Below are 18591 nucleotides of genomic sequence, written 5' to 3'. Positions count from 1 at the left end.
CACTGCGGCAAAACCCTATGAGCGTGCGGCAGGATGGAACCATGAGCCATCCTGCCGCAACCGTCTTAACCGTCCGTGCCGTCCTTTTCGACATGGACGGCACCCTGGTGGATTCAACGGCGATCGTTGAGCAGGTATGGCTCGAGTTCGCCGAACGCTACGGCCTGGATTTCGATGAGATCCTCAGGACTTCCCACGGCGTCCAAGCCGGCGATACTGTTCGCCGATACGCGCCGGCCGGCGCTGACTTTGACGCTTTGACTGCTGAGCTCGGGGAGATGGAACGATCCCGGACCGATGGCGTAATTGCCCTTCCCGGAGCGGAGGCGCTGCTGGCGGGACTTCCTGATGAAGCCATTGCGTTGGTCACCTCCGCGGACCGGATCCTTGCCGATATCCGCATGCAGGCCGCCGGGCTCACCATGCCGTCCACCGCGGTCACGGCGGAGTCTGTCACCCGCGGCAAGCCGCACCCGGAGGGGTACCTCAAAGCGGCGGCGCTCCTGGGAGCCGACCCGGCCGACGTCGTGGTTTTCGAAGACGCGCCTGCCGGTATTGCCGCAGCCCGTGCCGCCGGGATGCGGACCGTGGTGGTGGGCGTCGCCGGCGGAGAGCTGGAGCCGGGCATGTGGCGGATCCCGGACTACTCGGCCGTGACGGTCACGGCTGTGAAGGACGACGACGGCGGGCACCTCCTGACGCTCACCCTCTAGTTGTGCCAGGCTCAAGGCTGTTCCAAGAGAGACTAACCGGGCGTAGGCTGTGCGCATGTCTGCGATGCCGGAGGCGTACGGTGCTGCATTGGAGCGGGCCATGGTCCACGCCGGTGAGTGGCTGGCGTCTGTCCCCACACGTTCTGTCCGCCCTTCATCCGATGCAGACCAGGTGGCCAAGACCATCCTGCCGCGTCTCCCGAATGAAGCCACTGATGCGGCCGAGGTAGTTGATGAGCTGGCCGCACTGGCTGAACCGGGTCTCATGGCGATCCAGTCCGGACGCTTCTTCGGGTGGGTCATGGGTGGAACGTTGCCCGCTGCCATGGCCGCCGATTGGCTTGTCTCCGCCTGGGACCAGAACAACGGCCTCCGGTTCGCCACCCCGGCCGCTGCCGCAATTGAGGAATCTGCCGCCGCCTGGCTTCTGGACCTCCTGCACCTGCCCGCCACCGCCGACGTCGGATTTACCACCGGTGCCACCACGGCCAACTTCGTGGGGCTTGCAGCGGGACGCCAATACCTGATGGACGAGGCTGGGTGGGATCTCCAGGCCCTCGGGCTCAGCGGTGCGCCGCGCATTACAACTTTCGCAGGCCGGGAACGGCACGCAGCAGTGGATCTGGCGTTGAGATACCTCGGCTTGGGTGCCTGTGTTCCGGTAGACGCCGATGACCAGGGCCGGATCCTTCCCGACGCCCTGGCTGAGGCCATGGATCAGCAGCCGGGCCCATCCTTGGTTTGCTTGCAGGCCGGCAACCTTCATTCGGGGGCCTTTGACCCCATGGCAGAAGCTATTGCTGTAGCCCACGATCGCGGAGCATGGGTGCACGTGGATGGCGCCTTTGGCTTGTGGGCCGCTGTGAGCCCGACGCTGCGTGAACGGTTGGCCGGTGTGGAGGACGCGGATTCGTGGGCAACCGATGCGCATAAAACCTTGAACGTCCCGTATGACTGCGGGCTGGCAATCGTGGCCCTCCCGGAAGCGTTGAGGCGAGCCTTCAGCGTGCACACGAGTTATCTGATTGCCACTGAAACCGGGTTGGGCGATCCTTTGGAGAAGGTCCCTGAGATGTCCCGCCGTGCCCGTGGAATTCCAGTGTGGGCTGCGCTGAGGCAACTTGGGCGGGACGGAGTGATTTCCATGGTGGAGCGCCTGGCGGCAAATGCCCGGGCCTTGGCTGAAGGACTGGCGGCGATCCCCGGTGTCGAGGTGCTCAACGACGTGGTCTTCACTCAGGTTTCGGTGAGCTTCGGCAGCGATGACCGAACCCATCGGGTCACCCAGCGGCTCATGGCCGAGGGCGCCGTATGGATGTCCGGTTCATCATGGCGTGGGCGGGAAATCCTCCGCATCTCGGTGAGTAACTGGACCACGGATGCGGGGGATGTTGCAGCCTCCATCGCCGCTGTGAGAGGGGCGGTGGAGGCCGAACCGGAGGCGTGAACCGGGTGCCCTTCTGCATATAGTGGCTACTGCGCCCTCGCCTTCTGCAAATAGGACATCAGTCCGAGCATGTCCTCGGCGCTCCAGGGCAGGTCCGCACTGATCGCGTGGCTGTTCTCCTGCCACGCCGCCCGGGCTGCGGCTTTGGTCTCTTCACCCGAATGGAACAGCTCCCCGATCGAGTCCCAGGAATGTACCCAGTCCTGTACTTCGGGGTCCTCTACGGATGTACCGGCGCGAACATAGGACAGGCCTTCCTCCACCAGCTCCGCCCATTGCTGCTTTACGTCCTCGATCTTTTCAGCGCCCAGGTCCTCGCGCTTGTTGGCGAGCTGTTGGCGCTGTTCTGCTGTGAAGTGCTTTTCGAACACTGTGATCATCTCCAAGGTCGACATGAATTGTTCTGCGGTGGGCATCGCGGATGCGTCCAGACGGTTCAGTAGTTCGCCCAGCCGGTCTTGAAGGGACCGGACCTGTTGGGCGTGTTGTTGAACGTGGCGGAGTTGCCGGTCCAACAGCTCACGCACGGAGGCAAGATCGTCCTCAGCGGACCGTTCCAACGCAGCCGCTATGGAAGCAAGGGGAATTCCGAGCATATGAAGGGCCCTGATCCGATACAGTCGGCGAAGCTCGCGCTCCCCGTACCGGCGATGCCCGGAGGGCGTCCTTTGAGTTGAGGTGAGCAGCCCGATCTCATCGTAATGATGGAGCGTCCTGACGGTGATTCCGCAGGCCTTGGCCAGCTCGCCGATGCTCCAGGTTCCGTTCTCCGTTGATCCCATGGGAACAACGCTAAATCCTCACGTGGCGTCAGGAGCAAGGGTTTGTTTTTCGACCAGCCAGATACCCGCCTCCATGGACGGCGATCGAAGCCCCGGCCAGCGCAGCCACCTCAAGCCAGCGGCCCGGCGTCGTGATCAGCGGCAGGACCGCCAGCGCCAGGCTACTCACCAACAGTGTGAGGCCCAGGGTCAACGGCCTTGGGTTGGGAGGTCGGGCGGCAAAAGTGGTGCATGCCAAGGCGGCGAGGTTTGACGTCAACGGATCCATGAAGCTGCGAACCAGAAGGAAGACCACGGCATAGACCGATGTCCAGGCCACCGCTCGAATCCCCTGCCATGGGCTGCCCGCTTGGGGCGTTGTTGGTTCCCGGCCGATTTCCCGGCGAAGCCTGCTCACAGGAACGCGTCCCCTGGCAAGGTCGCGGGTCAGGCGCGCCATGCCGCGCAGGTCTGCCAAGGCAGTGCGTACGACGTCGACACTTGAGTTGGGGTCCTCGGCCCAGTCGACGGGGACCTCATGAACGCGCAAGCCAGAGCGTTCGGCGATCACCAGGAGTTCGGTGTCAAAAAACCATCCATCGTCCTTGACGTAGGGGAGGAGGCGCTGCGCCACGTCCGCGCGGATCGCTTTGAAGCCGGACTGGGCATCGGAGAAACCTGCCCCCAGGACGGTGCGCAGCACGGCGTTGTAACCGCGGGAAATGAACTCCCTCGGGGCACCTCGGTAGGAGTGCGAGGTCCGGGCCAAACGCGTGCCGATTGCCAGGTCCGAGTGGCCTGAGAGCAGCGGAGCAAGAAGGGGAGCCAAAGCGGACAGATCCGTGGATAGGTCCGCTTCCATGTAGGCGAGCACGGGTGCCGGCGAGGAAAGCCACACCCGGCGGAGCGCGTTTCCGCGGGCCCTTTGCTGGAACCGGACCACCATCAGTTCAGGCAGTTCGCGGGCCAGGCGTTCGGCGATCCTCAGGGTTTTGTCCGTGCTGGCGTTGTCCGCCACGGTGATCCGGAAGGTGTGGGGGAAGGTGCTAGTGAGATGCGCGTGGAGCCTTCGCAGGTTCTCTTCCAGACGGATTTCCTCGTTGAAGACGGGCAGGGTGATGTCCAGGACGGGAAGGGACATTCGGGCGTCAATGGGAGAGCGCTGCAACCGCTGGTGCAGTACCGGCCGGGACTCTGTGAGCGTCATGTATCCAGCATGGGGCGGCCGTTTATGAGGGTTTTAGGCGGAAGCTGTGACACCACTGTGAACCGCGCGCAGCACCTTGAAACGGCAAAAGCCCTTGAAACGCCAAAAGCCGCGCCCGTTCCCGCTATCCGCTCCAGTGGGTACTGGTGCGGAGGGCGGTAACGGGCGCGGCAATCAAGCAGGCTGGCTTAGTACCAGTTGTTGGCCAGGTGGAAGGCCAGGGCAGCCGACGGGGATCCGTAGCGCTCCTTGATGTAATTCAGGCCCCACTTGATCTGGGTCTGGTAGTTGGTCTGCCAGTCAGCGCCAGCTGAGGCCATCTTGCCGGCAGGCAGGGACTGGACAATGCCGTAGGCGCCGCTTGAAGCGTTGGTGGCAGTAGTCCTCCAGTTGGATTCCTTCTCCCACAGGGTGTTCAACGCGGTCATCTCAGCTGCACTCCAGCCGTAGCTGCCCAGAATGCTTGCGGCGTAGGCCTTGGCAGCAGCGGGATCGTCAACGGCCTTGGGGGCGGCAGCGGCAGCTGCTGCTTCCGCAGCGGCCGCGGCAGCAGCGGCGTCGGCGGCTTGCTTGGCAGCAGCGTCAGCGGCGGCCTTCTCAGCAGCGGCCTGGGCGGCAGCGGCGTCGGCGGCTTGCTTGGCAGCAGCATCGGCGGCGGCCTTCTCAGCAGCGGCCTGGTCAGCGACAGCCTTATCTGCTGCGGCTTTCTCAGCAGCGGCTTTGTCCGCGGCAGCCCGGTCAGTTGCGCCCTTGGTGGCGGCAGCATCCAGGGAAGCGGAGATTTCAGCTGACTTGTTGTTGCTGACCTGGGCAGCGGCCTGGGTTCCGGCTACGCGGCTCGCCTCGGGGAGGGTCAGTGCGGCGTTTGCTGCGGTTCCGAGCGATGCAACGCCCAGTGCGGCCGCTACAACACCGGCTACAACCGACATGCGGTGGCCGGACTTGCCTTGGCGGGCAGCGTTCTTGAGGACAGCCTGCGACTTGTTCTGCGGAGCATTATCTTCGTCGCGGTGACGCGCGGAAGGGCGCGTCTGATCGTTAAATTCAGACATGTGATTACCTCTCAGCGCCTGCGGAGTTAGCTGTCGGGTTCGGATGAGGTCATCCGGCCGCGCATCATGCTGCGGCTTCACCCCAAGGACCGGCAAATATGCCTGGGTCCGGAGACTCTGGGTCCCCCGTCTCTGCCTCGGAGAAAGAACGGACTCCGGGAAGTGGCAGAGCTCGGCGCATCCCGGATGTGGGCCTGCTAGGGACGACCCACCCTTTCGACGGTACAGGAGGTTTCCCGAGAAGTCACATTTAGGTAACAGAGATCACGATCCCGGTGCGTCGCCTTGCCCGGTTCGTTATGCCCCTTCGCCACTGACGATGGGAAGCCGAAGCGCGAACTCCGTACGTCCTGGCCGCGAAGTCACTTCCACGCTACCGCCATGTGCGGAAACGATGGATTCCACAATGGACAGGCCAAGTCCGGAAGTGCCCTCAGAACCCGATCGTGCGGCATCGGCGCGGGCGAACCGGGAAAAGATCCGGCCCTGGAAATCCTCCGGTATTCCCGGTCCGTTGTCCGTCACAGTGACCACGGCGCTGCCATCGGCAGAGACCATGACGCCCGTGACCACGGTGGTGCCGGGGTCGGTGTGTTTGCGCGCATTGGAGAGCAGATTGGCCAGCACCTGGTGCAGTTGCGTCGCGTCGCCGCGCACCGTGACGGGTTCATCGGGGAGCTGGAGCTGCCAAATGTGGTCCGGTGCCATGACTTTCTCGTCGCTGACTGTCTCGATCACCAGCTGGGTGAGGTCCACGTCCTCAACTTTGACCGGTTGGCCTTCGTCCAGCCGTGCCAGCAGAAGCAGATCCTCCACCAGGGTGGTCATGCGTTCGGATTGGCTTTGCACGCGCGCCAACGACTTCCTGCCGTCCTCGGTGAAATTCTCGGTCATCCGCAGCAGCTCGGTATAGCCACGGATTGCGGTGAGCGGTGTACGGAGTTCGTGCGAGGCATCGGCGACGAACTGGCGGACCTTGGTCTCGCTTTCCTGCCTTGCTTCCAGCGCGTTGGAGACGTTATTCAGCATCTGGTTCAGAGCATGCCCAACGCTGCCCACTTCCGTCCCAGGATGAGAGGCCGACGGCGGTACCCGCACCGCAAGTGCCACCTCTCCGGCGTCGAGAGGGAGGCGCGAAACTTTGGTGGCCACCTCGGAGAGTTGCTCCAACGGCCGCATGGTCCGCCGGATGATCACTGTTCCCGCGAGGCCGATCAGCACGAGTCCGCCCAAGGAAACCAGCACCATGGTCCACACCAGTGAGGCCTCGGCGCTTTGCTTGTCCTTTAGGGGAAGGCCCGTCACGATCACGTCGCCGTCCGCTATTTCCACTGCAACCAGGCGGTAGTCGCCGTTGGAGAGCGAACGGTCCACGGGGCGGTTGTCCTTGGGGAGATCCAGGAGCACCTGTTCGTCCGCGCCGGAGAGGGAGACGCGGTTGCCCTTGGCATCAATCAGGCCCGAACTGCTTACCTCTGAGCCGTCGATCCTGGCGTTCAGTGTTCCCGCGGCCTGACCGCGCGCCTCCAGTGGATCAGGTCTTCCGGAGGGCGAGGAAGGAAAGTTCGACGGCGGCCTGCCGAAGTTAGTGGCCCGGCTGGAGGCCTGCTCTAACTGCATGTCCAGCTGTTTGTTGAAGACCATGTCCATGGAGGCGTAGCTGACAATCCCGATTGCTCCACAGATGGCTACCAGCAGGGCCATGGCTACGAGGACCAAGCGGGTGCGCAAGTGCCAGGTGGAAGGGTTCAGCCAGCTGCGATCCGCTTTCCCGGCAACACCCGAGCGCTTGGCCACTCCTGAAAGTGTGCTCAACGCCTAGTCCGCTGGCTTGATGACGTATCCGGCCCCACGGATGGTGTGGATCATGGGCGGATGGTTGGCTTCAATCTTCTTGCGCAGGTAGGAAATGTAAAGCTCCACAATGTTGGCCTGGCCACCGAAGTCGTAGTCCCACACGCGGTCAAGGATCTGGGCCTTGCTGACCACGCGTTTGGGGTTCTCCATGAGGTAGCGCAAAAGCTCGAACTGCGTCGCAGTGAGCGGGATGTCCTGGCCGGCCCGGGTGACTTCCCGGGTGTCCACGTTCAGGGTGAGATCGCCCACCACAAGCTCCGCGGTGTCCATGGCAGCCACCCCGGAACGCTGGATCAGACGGTGTAGGCGAAGGAGGACTTCCTCCATGCTGAAAGGCTTGGTCACGTAGTCGTCACCACCGGCAGCCAGCCCCACGATTCGGTCCTGGACGGCGTCCTTGGCCGTGAGGAACAGCGCGGGTACTTCAGGGGCGAAGGTACGAATACGATTGAGGACCTCCACGCCGTCGAAGCCGGGGAGCATGACGTCCAGGACCAGCACGTCCGGACGGAAATCCTTGGCAAGCTTCACTGCTTCAGGTCCGTCACCGGCCACGGCTACGGACCATCCCGCCATCCGCAGGCCCATGCTCATGAGCTCAGCGAGGCTGGGTTCGTCATCAACCACCAGGGCGCGGATCGGGGAACCGTCCGGATGAGAGAGCTGGGGGAGATTGTGGGTCATGGAGTGCGAGGAGGCCATGGGACAACTCTCCGTTCTGCTGGTTTGCCAGCGCTTTGCCGGTCCTGTGAGGACGCTGTGAACTCAACACTAGCTTTCACCCTATTTTCGCTCTGATGAGCTGTTTCTACAGCTTGTAGCAGATTTTTCTGAAAAAATTGTCGGGTAAGGCTCCCTGCGATTGGACAGCAACTGTTTCAGATCCTGAGATTCCGCGGTGCGGCGGTTCGGGGGAACGGCGATGCACATCATGCCCTAATCGCCGAAGAAAATTCACTGTATAACGTATATTTCTGGCTTAGGCCGAATGAAATGGCATTCATTTATGCACTCGGCTGAATTGTGATTTGCAGCACAATAGACCTCTGTGTCTCAAAATGTGGACGGTTCGGCGCTTTGTTACTTGCGTGTTGCCATTGTTACGTTGCACACTTCCAATGTGAACAAGAACTCAACAGCACCTGCAGCCGCAGCAACCTGGCCCAGCGCACCCGCTGGCCATGATGACCGCTGTTGTCGAATGCAAGCCTAACTTTCCACCCCAAGAAGTTTCAGGCATTCGCCCCCTAGCCCAGCGTTGGGCGCCCCTCCCCAAACTCATTGCGGGGACAACCAGCATTCGAAGCCGCGATGACGGCTATTCACTTTTGAGGTAAGCACTCCATGTCAGTTGCATCTGGATACGTCCACATTTCCGTCCGTAACGCCAACAAGGCTGCGTCCAACGCAGGGCTTCGTCCCGGCTTCGGTAACCGACCCGGCTACTCTCCGGCTCCCCAAGGGGCAGGTCAGCAGGCCCCCGGTTACGTGCCGCAGGGCTACAACCCCAACTCCTATGGTCAGTTGCGCGCAGTCCCCACTGCAGAGCCGGCTCCCATGACTGCCCCCACCCCTGTGATTGCCCAATCGGACAAGCTCAGGCCCGTGGCCAACGACAATGTGGCCCGCGGATTTGTCCTCTACATGGGCATTGACGAAGACACCGCAGCTGCTGCAGGAACGTCCATTGCCAAGCTCGCCCAGGAAATCCGGGCCTACGCCCAGTCCCTCGTCACCGGCGCGGAGAGCTACGCCGCCGTCGCAGTTGCCCCGGCCGGGGCACCCGGGTCCGCACTCGACGTCGTGCGTTCCACCTTCGGCGACCCCACCGTTGCCGCACGCCAGCGCACCGAAGCTGCCCGCCCGACGCCCCAGCAGGAATCCCGCCCCTCCGGCGTGCTGATCGACCTCGCCCGACGCGAAGTGCACCTCGACGGCGAATCCCTGAACCTCACGTTCAAGGAATTCGAGCTCCTCAACTACCTCGTCGAAAACGGCACCCGCACCGTGGGCCGCGACGAATTGCTTGAGGGCCTGTGGCGCAACGCCGAAGAAGTGCCCAACGAGCGCACCATCGACGTCCACATCCGCCGTCTCCGCTCCAAGCTCGGCCGCCTCGCCAACACCGTCCGCACCGTCCGCGGCCAGGGCTACCGCTTCTACGAGCACCCCGAAGTTATAGTCTGGGCCGCTCCGGAATACTCGATCTAAGCACTGCAGCCGAAAGCGCTCGTCCTTAAGGGCGGGCGCTTTCGCTATCGCGGGGGTGATCCAGTGGTGCTGCAGCTTTCGCGGGACGATCCCTTTGCGCCTGCGCTCATTCTTCGCGCGACAACGGCGCTGTCGGGATGTCCCGCTGCGCTGCAGCGACCGCCCGCCGTCGGAGTTTTCCCCGTCCCTTCGAAGGGGATTGACCTACGCGCCTGAGGGGCCATGGTGTTCGCGTGTGCGGCTGTCACCTACATTGGCCGGGGATGCATCCCGACACGCCTGCTGCCTCGGTGTGTCCCGGGGGCTGGGGTTCAAAGTTGGTGACGGGGGACCGGCGTGCGTGGGGTCCTGACCCTGTTTGATTCGCCGCCAGCCCTGAGACAACCGCATCAGGTTGCTTGGGAGCTGGTCTCCTCACATAGAAGGTCGCGAAGCCCTGGCGGCCGGGCCGGATAGGGTTGGGCTATGAGCGACCATCACATTAAGCGCCTGGTGATCATGCGGCATGCCAAGGCCGATTGGCCTACCGGCGTGCCGGATCACGAGCGGCCTTTGGAGGAGCGCGGGCACCGGGAGGCTCCGCTTGCCGGTAAGTGGTTGCTCCAGCACGGTGTGGTCCCTGACTTTATTCTGTGCTCGTCAGCGTTGAGGACCCGTCAGACCTGCACCTGGGTGTGCGACGAGTTGGGCGACAAAGCGCCGACGCCCAAACTTGAGGACGGCTTGTACTCCGCCTCGGCCAACCGCATGTTGACGGTCATCAACCACGTTCCGGACACCGTGACTACGCTGATGATCATTTCGCACATGCCCGGCGTTCAGGATCTTGCCATGCACCTGGCTTCCCGCGACTCTGACCACGACGCCTACATGGATGCCGCCACCAGGTACCCGACGAGTGCGTTGACGGTGATGGAGACGGAAAAGTCGTGGGCCGAGCTCGATGGTCAGGACGCCCGGCTGACGCACTTTACAGTTCCCCGCCACTAGCTACTGAGAGTCGCCCGGGTCCCCATGGGCCAGCTGCGGCATGCACATGCAACGGATCTCGAAGACCGGCAAGCCTGCAGCTTCTTCGCCGTGCCCGGTAGCGATCAGGTATTCGCCGTCGAACATGTACACCGGCAGCTGGGGTGCCAGGTATTCGTTGTAGCGGCTGGGGTAAACCCACTGACCTCGGATGTCGAACGCCGGAAGTGCGTAGGGGTCCCGCCGATTATGGGCGCTCGGGTAGAGTCCGTCGTCGATCATGATGTAGCTCACCAAGCCATACGTGTGATGGTGGTTCATGTCTGTGGGAAAGAGGATTGCTTCCACAGTGCGGGCCCCTTCAAGAGTCGACGGCCGCGCTCCGGGGCGGCGCGGCAGCTAGGTAAGGTTAGCCTAAGCTAACAGCGAGCGAGCGTCGAATGTTCCACTGTGTGACGTTGATCCCTCCGCACATCAGCCCTGGGGGAGGGGTAGTCCGCCGGCCACCTCGCGAAGCATCTGTACGGCAATCCGGATGTTGGGACTCGCTGTCATCGTCTTCCGGTACACCACCCCCACGGACCGTTGCTGTACGGGGTTGATCACCGGGATGGCAACCACCCCGTTTGGAAGCGCGGGCCTGCCGAGACGCGGCACCAGCGCCACCGCCACACCTTGCTCCACCATGGCTATGTGCGTTGAGAAATCGGGGTCATAAATGCGGATGTCGGGGACCTTGCCCAGTCCCGCAAAGATGTGCAGCAGGGCCTCATTGCAGATGGCACCCGCCGGGGTGCTGATCCACGTCTCGTTGAGCAAGTCTTCAGGCTCGACGGCGGCGCTTCCGGACAGTGCGTGAGTGCTGTTGACGAGGACATCGGCTTGGTCAATGCACAGATCCTCGAGCACCAGGTTCTCCGGGATCACCAAGGGCACTGAGTTCCAGTTATGGACCACTGCAAGTTCCGCTTCACCGGACGCGACTCTTTGCACTGCCTCGCGAGGATCCTCGGCCAGCACGGTGACATCCAAAGTGGAATGGTGGCCGGCCATGCGCCCAAGCATGGGACCCACCAAGCCGCGGCAAGCCGTGGAGAATGCAACGAGCCTCAGCAGGCCGGATGGCTTCGCCGGGTCTGCCAGCAGGGTGGCCTGGAGTTCTTCCAGCTCGCCCATGATCCGACGGCCGTAGCCCGCCAATGCTAGGCCGCGCTCGGTAAGAAGAACCCCCCGGCCATTGCGTTCAAGGACAGTCACGCCGGTCTGCTTCTCGAGCTTCTTGATCTGCTGCGACACCGCGGACGGACTGAAGCCCATGACGTCCGATGCCGCCACAACAGAGCCGTGCTGCTCCACGGCCACTAAAGCCCTTAATGCCGAGATATCAATCATGAAGTAAATCTACGCTGTTGCATGTTGAATTCAACGCTGGTGCTTCAACCAAAAGAGCGTCAGAGTGTACTTGTGAACCTTCGCCACTCCGCCTTAGCCATTGCAGTCGCTGTCCTCTGGGGCATCAACTTCGTTGCCATCGACCTCGGTTTGCACACCAACGGCAGGGAAGTTCCGCCGTTGCTCTTCGTCGCCATGCGCTTCCTGCTCGTCGTTTTTCCCTTCATCCTGTTCATCCGTAAACCGGAGGTGGGCTGGAAGGCGATCGTCGGCGTCGGGCTCTTCATGAGTGCCGGCCAATTCGGCCTTCTGTACTTGGGAATGGCCTTGGGGATGCCAGCAGGATTGGCGTCGCTGGTCCTTCAGGCGCAGGTTCTCTTCACAATTCTGCTTGCGGCGAGATTCCTCGGCGAAAGGCCCAGCCGCCGCCAAATGGCAGGCGTGGCGCTGGGTGTTGCCGGCCTGGGAGTGGTGGCGTTGGGCCGCAGCGCCGTGGCCCCGGTCCTTCCCCTCATGATTGTCCTGGCCGCAGCGTTGTCCTGGGCGGTAGGCAATGTGGTGGCCCGGCACTCCAAAGCAGCCTCCGGGTTGGGTCTGGTGGTGTGGTCCGGTGCGGTGGTTCCGCTCCCGTTGGCTGGGTTGTCCCTGGTGGTGGACGGGCCGGACGTTGTGTGGGGAACTCTCACTGACCTGCAGCCCGCCACTGTCCTGAGCGCCATCTACACGGCTGTGTTCGCGTCCCTGATTGGCTACGGCATCTGGAACCGGTTGTTGTCGCTGTACCCGAGTTCCGACGTCGTGCCTTTCACGCTTTTGGTCCCGGTGGTGGGGATGACGGCCGCGTGGCTGGTGTTGAACGAGATTCCAACACTGACCGAGATCCTGGGCGGGCTGGTCCTCCTCCTGGGGGTAGCCACGGCGGTGCTCGGTGCCGGACGCAAAATACGCCCCGATACTCCCGTTGTGAGGCCCGCTCTGCGGCTCTAAATCCCGCGCAAGCGCGCAAAGCGGGCCCCGCAACGCAAGGAATCAGCGCAAAGCGGGCCCCACAACGCGGCAGAATCAGCGCAGGTTGAAGATGGTCCGGTGCCAGTCCTTCTCGGTGACGCCCTCCAGCTCGAACATCACGTGCTTCACCTGGGTGTACTCCTCAAAGGAGTAGGCGGACATGTCCTTGCCGAAGCCGGATTGCTTGAAGCCGCCGTGGGGCATTTCGGAGATGATCGGGATGTGATCGTTGACCCAGACGCAGCCCGCTTTGATCTCGCGGGTGGCTCGCAGAGCCCGCTGGAGGTTGTTGGTCCAAGCCGAGGCGGCCAGCCCGTAGACGGTGTCGTTGGCGAGGTTGATCGCTTCATCATCGGTGTCGAACGGCAGGACCACAAGGACCGGGCCGAACACCTCGTCTTTGACAATTTCCGAGTCCGGCGCCGCGTCAACCACCAGCGTGGGCCGGTAGAAAGCACCCTTCTCCAAGCCCCCATCGGCAGGCGCATACCCGCCGGCCATCACCTTGCCGTAGCTGCGGGCACGCTCCACCATCCCTGCCACATGATCGCGCTGCTTGAAGGAGACAAGGGGGCCCAGGTCCGCATCAGTATCCCCGGGGACGCCAAGGACGATCCCCTCAAAGCGGGCGGCTACCTTCGCAACGAACTCCTCGTAAATGCTCCGGTGCACTATTGCCCGGGTGGCAGCGGTGCAGTCCTGGCCGGTGTTGATCAGTGAGCCGGCCACCGCGCCGTGGACGGCAGCGTCCAGATTGGCGTCATCAAACACCACGAAGGGAGCCTTGCCACCCAGTTCGAGGTGCACGCGTTTGGCGTTCACCGCAGCAGCCTCCAGGACAGTGCGGCCAATCGCAGTAGAACCCGTGAAAGACACCATGTCCACGTCCGGGTGCCGCATGAGCGCAGCCCCAACAATGGCGCCGTCGCCCACCACCACGTTCACCACGCCGTCGGGCAGGCCTGCATCCGTGAGCGCTTGCGCGAACATCAGGGAGGTCAGCGGAGTGATTTCGGCGGGCTTGAGAACAATGGTGTTGCCCGCCGCGATGGCCGGAAGGATCTTCCACGCCGCCATTTGCAGGGGGTAGTTCCACGGGGCGATGGACCCCACAACGCCCATGGATTCCCGGCGAATGGAGGAGGTGTGCTGGGGGGAGTACTCGGCGGTGGCTTTGCCCTCGAGGTGTCGTGAAGCCCCTGCGAAGAAGTCGATGTTGTCGATGGTCCCGGGGACGTCGAACTCCCTGGTCAACCGTAGAGGTTTGCCCGTCTGCGAACTTTCAACCCGGGCGAATTCCTCTGCGCGCTCTTCCATGATCCTGGCGAACTTTTGCAGGATCCCGGCGCGTTCCCCCGGGGCTGTTCGGGACCATCCCGGGAAGGCTGAACGGGCCGCTGCCACAGCCAACTCCAGATCCTCCAGTGAAGCAAGCTTCACCGTTTCCACCACCTCGGAGGTGGCCGGGTTGATGACGTCCAGGCTGTTTCCGGAGGTGCCGGACAGCCGTTTTCCGTTGATGAACTGGTGCATGGGGGTACCGTGCTTTCCCTGCCGGGCGTCGCTGTCCGGGCAGTACTGAATGAACGACGCCGGGTGGTGGCGTCATGTGGGGGAGGCGGGTTGCGTTGCTGGTAAAGCAGGCGGCCGGGCGGGGAGGCCAGGGCAGCAGGCCGGTCAGGCCTGCTTGGTGCTTTCCCGCTCGGCGCTGTCCAAGATTGCCGCAAGACCGGCTTGGAACGCCTTGAGGGAGTCCAGGTTTTGCAGTGCTGCGTGGTGCTTTTCAAGGAGTGGATGTCCGGAAATGCGTGTGAACACCCGGGGGTTGATCCAGGGATCGTGGCCTTCGGAGTCCGGTAGCCGCTGAATCTCCACCGCGATGCCGGCGCCGAGTGCAAGGGTGTAGCTCTCCAATGCCGCGTAGTAATGCACCACGCGGTCCTCCGCCAGTCCCGCGTCGGTGAGGCATTGCAGAACGAACTCGATCGCCTTCAACTCGCCGGGGCCGTAGGTGTCCGTAGCGAATGACTCGCTCCCCAAGGAGGGATGTTGCATAAAGGCTTTGAGGAGTTCGTCGAGGTACGCCTCCAACCGGGCGCGCCAGTGAAGATCCCGTGCCATGGCCAGAGTGCGTTCCACGGACATCATGAACAGCTGGTCCAGTGCTGCCCTGATGATCGCGTCCCGGTTCCGGAAATGCCGGTAGACGGCGGTGGCGTCTACCTCAAGTTCCTGTCCCAAGCGGCGGACCGTTAGCCGTTCGCCGAGTTCCTGGCGTGAGATCCGCAGGACGGCGTCAATGATGGTGGCCGGGTCAAGGCGCGTGCGGCGGTCCGTCGACTGTGCTGGCTGCACCATCAGTTGTCCGCCTTCCATGCGTTCCCCGGTTGAATATCAACCTACATGATTCATGGCCTCCTCCTTTCCAGTTCACGTCAAACTTTTCAGATCAGTCAAAGACTTTGTCAGCGTTGATGTCAACACTGTTGACTTTAATGTGATCCGGCTCATAGTGTGTCTCGCAGAGTTGAATTTCCCATGAAAGGACTCCACCGTGCATGCAGAGATTTTGTTTGAGAACGGATGGGTGTACACCGGCAACGACGCCGGCCCCCTCCGAGCAAACCTGGCGATCGCCGAAGGCCGCATCATCGCCATCGGTGAACCCGAGGACGTCAGTGCAACCGTCACGCCGGAGACCCGCAGGGTTGACCTCCAGGGCCAACTGGTGGTGCCCGGTTTCCAGGACGCCCACATCCACCCCATCTTCGCCGGGATAGAGCTGCTTCAATGCGACCTGACAGCGGCCACCAGCGCAGAAGATGCCGTGGCGACTGTGGCCCGCTACGCCGAGGAAAACCCTGACGAACCATGGATCCTGGGCGCTGGATGGTCCATGGACTTCTTCCCCGGCGGCACTCCCACCCGTGACCTGCTGGACGCCGTGGTGCCGGACCGCCCCGTCTACCTCATCAACAGGGACCACCACGGGGCATGGGCCAACACCGCTGCCTTCACAGCAGCGGGAATAGGCGCCGAAACCCCCGATCCGGAGGGCGGACGGCTGGAACGCGAAGAAGACGGGACGCCGGCGGGCACAGTCCATGAAGGTGCCATGGACCTGTTCAACGCAGCCAAGCCGGCGGTGCCCTACGAGTTGGCGTACCAAGGCCTGCTTGCATCCCAGAAACTGCTCCTCGCCCAAGGTATTACGGCCTGGCAGGACGCCTGGGTTCCCATCCCTGAAGGCGAACACGCCGATCACTTGGACGTCTACGCGGACGCGGCGAAAAACGGAGACCTCAAAGTCCGGGTCACGGCATGCCAGTGGTGGGACCGTACGGCCGGAATGGGCCAGCTGGAAGCAATTGTGGAACGGCGGGACAGGGTGGCCGGCGCCTTCGATCACACGATGCTCAACGCCAACACCGTCAAAGTGATGGTGGACGGTGTGGCGGAGAACTACACCGCCGCCATGCACCATGTTTACCTTGATCACCACGGTCACCACACGGACAACCGGGGCCTCGAATTCTTCGACCCGGACGAGTTGAAGGAGTTCGTCACGGCCATTGATGATTCAGGCATGCAGGTCCACTTCCACGCACTGGGCGACCGCGCCGTAACCGACTCTCTGGACGCGCTCCAGGCAGCCCGGGACAGCAACGGAATCAACGATCACCGGCACCATCTGGCGCACCTGCAAGTGGTCCGCAGCGAGGACGTTGCACGTTTTGCCGCGCTGAATGCGGCGGCCAATGTGCAGGCTCTCTGGGCCTGCCACGAAGAACAGATGGACACCCTGACGCTCCCGTTCCTTGAACCGGGTGCCGAGGACAGGCACTACCCTTTCGGTGAACTTGCCTCCGCGGGTGCCCGTTTGGTGGCCGGAAGCGACTGGCCGGTCTCCACGGCAGACCCCATCGCGGCCATCCACGTGGCAGTCAACCGCACGGCACCGGGGGAGGACCTGCCCCCGCTCGGTCCCGAATCACAAAAGCTCAGCCTCAAACAGATCCTGGATGCCTACACCCGCGGCTCAGCCTGGATCAACCATCTGGACGCGGAAACGGGAACATTGGAACCGGGCAAACTTGCCGATCTCGCCGTCTTGGACGTCAACATTTTTGATCTCCCTGCGGAGGAACTGCACCGTGCGGTGGTGACGCAGACGTGGATTGGGGGCGAGTGCGTCTATGACCGCGCACTCACCGGCAACACTGAAGCCCGGGACAACCACGTCCAGCCTGCTCCGGTGATGCCATGAGGCCGCCAACACCGCCGTCACCTGCGCCCTCAACTGCGAAGGGTGCCGTGCGCTCAAAACAGCGGACGACGCCGTCGCGCATCACCGCGGTGGGCGTCGCCGCCGTCGTGGCCGGCTTGGTCCTGGGCGGCTGCGGCGTCCGGCCCGCCAGCGTGACTGACGCCGCGGGCGGAGCCAAGTTCACCATGTCCGACTCCACTCCGGCCCCCACTAAGGAGATCGATAACTTCAATTGGGCCATGTACGCGGAGCCGTTCTCCCTGGACTATGCGTACGCCTTCGACTACCCGGACAACACTGTCTTGTCCAATGTGTGTGAGTCGCTGTTCCGTTGGAATGCCGACCTTTCCACGTCGCCGGGCCTGGCCACAAGGGTGGAGAATCCGGACCCGTTGACGTGGGTTTACACCATCCGGGAGGGCGTGAAGTTTCACGACGGCAGCGAGATGACCGCGGATGATGTTGTGGCCTCACTGAGCCGCCATCTGGATCCGGAAGTGGGTTCGTTCTGGGCCTCCGCCTACCAAAATGTGGAGTCAATCGAGAAGACCGGCGATTTTGAGGTCACGGTCACCACCACCCGGCCGGATTACGTCTTCAACAGCTCTTTGGTGGGTGCCACCGGGGTGGTGGAGTCCGCCAAGACGCTGGAAGCGGCGGGCAAGGACTACGGCAACTCGAGTACCGGCGTGAACTGCACCGGCCCCTTCAAGTTCGAGCAATGGGAAGCCGGGGAAAGCATCACGCTCAAACGGTTCGACGACTACTGGGACCCGGAGCTCAAAGCCAAGTCAGGCCAGGTCACTTTCAAGATGCTCCCCGATGCCACGTCCCGGATCAACGCGTTCCAGACCGGCGAGATAGATGGTGGCTTCGCGATCCCGTCCAATGCCATGGACATCCTGAAGGCCAACAAAGACGCCGGAACCTTGTACTTCGGCGAGGACACGTCGGTGCAAAGCATGGTCTTCACCAACCTCGCCGGCACCTTCAAGGACGTCCGGGTGCGCAAGGCGCTGATGATGGCCATCAACCGTGAAGCCTTGATCAAAGCGGCGGAACAGGGCTATGCGAAGAAAACGGACGCGCTGACCATCAAGAGTGTGTGGAAGGACGTTCAACCCCAGACCACGGATGAGGCTTTCGACGGCTTGCTGTCCGCGCCCTATGACCTGGAAGAAGCCAGGAAACTCATCAAGGAAGCAGGGGCCGAGGGCAGCAAGTTTGTCTTCGCCACTGCCTCACTGAACGCCGCTTTCGACATCACGGCACGGGCCATCGCGTCCGCGGCCAAGGAAATTGGCTTGGACCCTGAAATCCAGACCATGTCCAACGACAAATACACCACGCTCTTCTCCGACCCGGAGGCCCGCAAGAACGTGGACCTTCTGGTGACGTCCTGGTACCTCTCCAGCACCGAGCCGTTGGAAATGTACAGCGTGCTGCGCACCGGAGATTTCAGCAACTACGGCGGCTGGAGCAACCCGGAATTCGATGACCTGGTCAATACCGCCTACACCGTGCAGGACCCCGATGCCCGGGGCAAGCTCACGGGCCAGGCCGCCAAGCTGGCCGCCGATGACGTGGTGTGGGGGCCGCTCTATGAGACCGTCACGTCCATGTGGATGGGCAAGCGCATCACCGGGGCGGACCCGTCCATCAACTACATGTACTTCCCGTGGGCAGCCCAGATAGGAGGTCGCTGAC

The 18591-nt window shown here is 62.8% G+C and carries 16 protein-coding genes and 1 riboswitch; of the genes, 7 read left to right on the top strand and 9 right to left on the bottom strand.

The genetic code is table 11. The annotated features are described in order from the left end of the window. Positions 1-41: 41 nt before the first annotated feature. Entirely contained in the window at positions 42-713 is a 672-nt protein-coding gene (locus BACI9J_RS17510; protein ID WP_159735490.1) for an HAD-IA family hydrolase, read from the top strand. A gap of 55 nt (positions 714-768) precedes the next feature. After that, positions 769-2160, top strand: a complete 1392-nt coding sequence (locus BACI9J_RS17505; protein ID WP_159735489.1) for a pyridoxal phosphate-dependent decarboxylase family protein — start codon at positions 769-771, stop codon at positions 2158-2160. A gap of 26 nt (positions 2161-2186) precedes the next feature. On the opposite strand, the gene BACI9J_RS17500 is transcribed toward BACI9J_RS17505, so the two are convergent. From BACI9J_RS17500 to BACI9J_RS17480, 5 genes are all read right to left on the bottom strand, one after another. Next, a complete protein-coding gene (locus BACI9J_RS17500; RefSeq protein WP_159735488.1) occupies positions 2187-2942 on the bottom strand; it encodes a MerR family transcriptional regulator in 756 nt (251 codons plus the stop codon). Between the two features lie 28 nt (positions 2943-2970). Further along, positions 2971-4128 (bottom strand): dolichyl-phosphate beta-glucosyltransferase, encoded by a 1158-nt coding sequence (locus BACI9J_RS17495; protein WP_159735487.1) that lies wholly within the window; start codon positions 4126-4128, stop codon positions 2971-2973. Positions 4129-4316: 188 nt separating this feature from the next. Then, the gene (locus BACI9J_RS17490; RefSeq protein WP_159735486.1) at positions 4317-5180 is read right to left on the bottom strand and encodes a hypothetical protein; all 864 of its coding nucleotides are present in this window, start codon (positions 5178-5180) and stop codon (positions 4317-4319) included. Positions 5181-5183: 3 nt separating this feature from the next. Continuing rightward, positions 5184-5344: riboswitch (cyclic di-AMP (ydaO/yuaA leader) on the bottom strand. Between the two features lie 133 nt (positions 5345-5477). Next, positions 5478-6977, bottom strand: coding sequence for a sensor histidine kinase (locus BACI9J_RS17485; RefSeq protein ID WP_159736534.1), 1500 nt, complete (start codon positions 6975-6977; stop codon positions 5478-5480). 21 nt (positions 6978-6998) lie between these two features. Then, the gene (locus tag BACI9J_RS17480) at positions 6999-7739 is read right to left on the bottom strand and encodes a response regulator transcription factor (protein WP_159735485.1); all 741 of its coding nucleotides are present in this window, start codon (positions 7737-7739) and stop codon (positions 6999-7001) included. A 642-nt stretch (positions 7740-8381) separates the two neighbouring features. Between BACI9J_RS17480 and BACI9J_RS17475 the strand changes: the two genes are divergently transcribed. Together BACI9J_RS17475 and BACI9J_RS17470 are read left to right on the top strand one after the other, a co-directional pair. Then, positions 8382-9248 (top strand): winged helix-turn-helix domain-containing protein, encoded by an 867-nt coding sequence (locus tag BACI9J_RS17475; protein ID WP_159735484.1) that lies wholly within the window; start codon positions 8382-8384, stop codon positions 9246-9248. Positions 9249-9713: 465 nt separating this feature from the next. Next, positions 9714-10238 (top strand): SixA phosphatase family protein, encoded by a 525-nt coding sequence (locus BACI9J_RS17470; protein ID WP_159735483.1) that lies wholly within the window; start codon positions 9714-9716, stop codon positions 10236-10238. On the opposite strand, the gene BACI9J_RS17465 is transcribed toward BACI9J_RS17470, so the two are convergent. Beyond that, entirely contained in the window at positions 10239-10565 is a 327-nt protein-coding gene (locus BACI9J_RS17465; protein WP_236558747.1) for a hypothetical protein, read from the bottom strand. Between the two features lie 126 nt (positions 10566-10691). Next, positions 10692-11609 (bottom strand): LysR family transcriptional regulator, encoded by a 918-nt coding sequence (locus tag BACI9J_RS17460; protein WP_159735482.1) that lies wholly within the window; start codon positions 11607-11609, stop codon positions 10692-10694. Positions 11610-11681: 72 nt separating this feature from the next. Here BACI9J_RS17460 and BACI9J_RS17455 point away from each other — a divergent pair, with 72 nt between their 5' ends. Further along, entirely contained in the window at positions 11682-12596 is a 915-nt protein-coding gene (locus BACI9J_RS17455; RefSeq protein WP_442858647.1) for an EamA family transporter, read from the top strand. 75 nt (positions 12597-12671) lie between these two features. Here BACI9J_RS17455 and BACI9J_RS17450 read toward each other — a convergent pair whose 3' ends face one another. Together BACI9J_RS17450 and BACI9J_RS17445 are read right to left on the bottom strand one after the other, a co-directional pair. Next, positions 12672-14150 (bottom strand): gamma-aminobutyraldehyde dehydrogenase, encoded by a 1479-nt coding sequence (locus BACI9J_RS17450; RefSeq protein WP_159735480.1) that lies wholly within the window; start codon positions 14148-14150, stop codon positions 12672-12674. Between the two features lie 144 nt (positions 14151-14294). Continuing rightward, a complete protein-coding gene (locus BACI9J_RS17445) occupies positions 14295-14975 on the bottom strand; it encodes a TetR/AcrR family transcriptional regulator (RefSeq protein ID WP_236558746.1) in 681 nt (226 codons plus the stop codon). Between the two features lie 196 nt (positions 14976-15171). On the opposite strand from BACI9J_RS17445, the gene BACI9J_RS17440 reads away from it, so the two are divergent. Beyond that, positions 15172-16884 (top strand): amidohydrolase, encoded by a 1713-nt coding sequence (locus tag BACI9J_RS17440; RefSeq protein ID WP_159735478.1) that lies wholly within the window; start codon positions 15172-15174, stop codon positions 16882-16884. Beyond that, positions 16881-18590, top strand: coding sequence for an ABC transporter substrate-binding protein (locus BACI9J_RS17435; RefSeq protein ID WP_159735477.1), 1710 nt, complete (start codon positions 16881-16883; stop codon positions 18588-18590). The genes BACI9J_RS17440 and BACI9J_RS17435 overlap by 4 nt, the downstream gene beginning before the upstream one ends. The last annotated feature ends 1 nt before the right edge of the window (position 18591 follow it).

Origin of the sequence: Arthrobacter sp. 9V (assembly GCF_902506065.1) — a bacterium.
In the GTDB taxonomy this organism is placed as follows: domain Bacteria; phylum Actinomycetota; class Actinomycetes; order Actinomycetales; family Micrococcaceae; genus Arthrobacter.
This window is presented reverse-complemented; position numbering and strand designations above follow the sequence as displayed.

What these genes read in the sequence shown, in the direction of transcription:
- BACI9J_RS17480 (WP_159735485.1), bottom strand. Translation starts at nt 7,739, where the DNA reads ATGGCCTCCTCGCACTCCATGACCCACAATCTCCCCCAGCTCTCTCAT.
- BACI9J_RS17505 (WP_159735489.1), top strand. Translation starts at nt 769, where the DNA reads ATGTCTGCGATGCCGGAGGCGTACGGTGCTGCATTGGAGCGGGCCATG.
- BACI9J_RS17445 (WP_236558746.1), bottom strand. Translation starts at nt 14,975, where the DNA reads ATGGTGCAGCCAGCACAGTCGACGGACCGCCGCACGCGCCTTGACCCG.
- BACI9J_RS17495 (WP_159735487.1), bottom strand. Translation starts at nt 4,128, where the DNA reads ATGACGCTCACAGAGTCCCGGCCGGTACTGCACCAGCGGTTGCAGCGC.
- BACI9J_RS17475 (WP_159735484.1), top strand. Translation starts at nt 8,382, where the DNA reads ATGTCAGTTGCATCTGGATACGTCCACATTTCCGTCCGTAACGCCAAC.
- BACI9J_RS17435 (WP_159735477.1), top strand. Translation starts at nt 16,881, where the DNA reads ATGAGGCCGCCAACACCGCCGTCACCTGCGCCCTCAACTGCGAAGGGT.
- BACI9J_RS17510 (WP_159735490.1), top strand. Translation starts at nt 42, where the DNA reads ATGAGCCATCCTGCCGCAACCGTCTTAACCGTCCGTGCCGTCCTTTTC.
- BACI9J_RS17500 (WP_159735488.1), bottom strand. Translation starts at nt 2,942, where the DNA reads ATGGGATCAACGGAGAACGGAACCTGGAGCATCGGCGAGCTGGCCAAG.
- BACI9J_RS17470 (WP_159735483.1), top strand. Translation starts at nt 9,714, where the DNA reads ATGAGCGACCATCACATTAAGCGCCTGGTGATCATGCGGCATGCCAAG.
- BACI9J_RS17450 (WP_159735480.1), bottom strand. Translation starts at nt 14,150, where the DNA reads ATGCACCAGTTCATCAACGGAAAACGGCTGTCCGGCACCTCCGGAAAC.
- BACI9J_RS17490 (WP_159735486.1), bottom strand. Translation starts at nt 5,180, where the DNA reads ATGTCTGAATTTAACGATCAGACGCGCCCTTCCGCGCGTCACCGCGAC.
- BACI9J_RS17460 (WP_159735482.1), bottom strand. Translation starts at nt 11,609, where the DNA reads ATGATTGATATCTCGGCATTAAGGGCTTTAGTGGCCGTGGAGCAGCAC.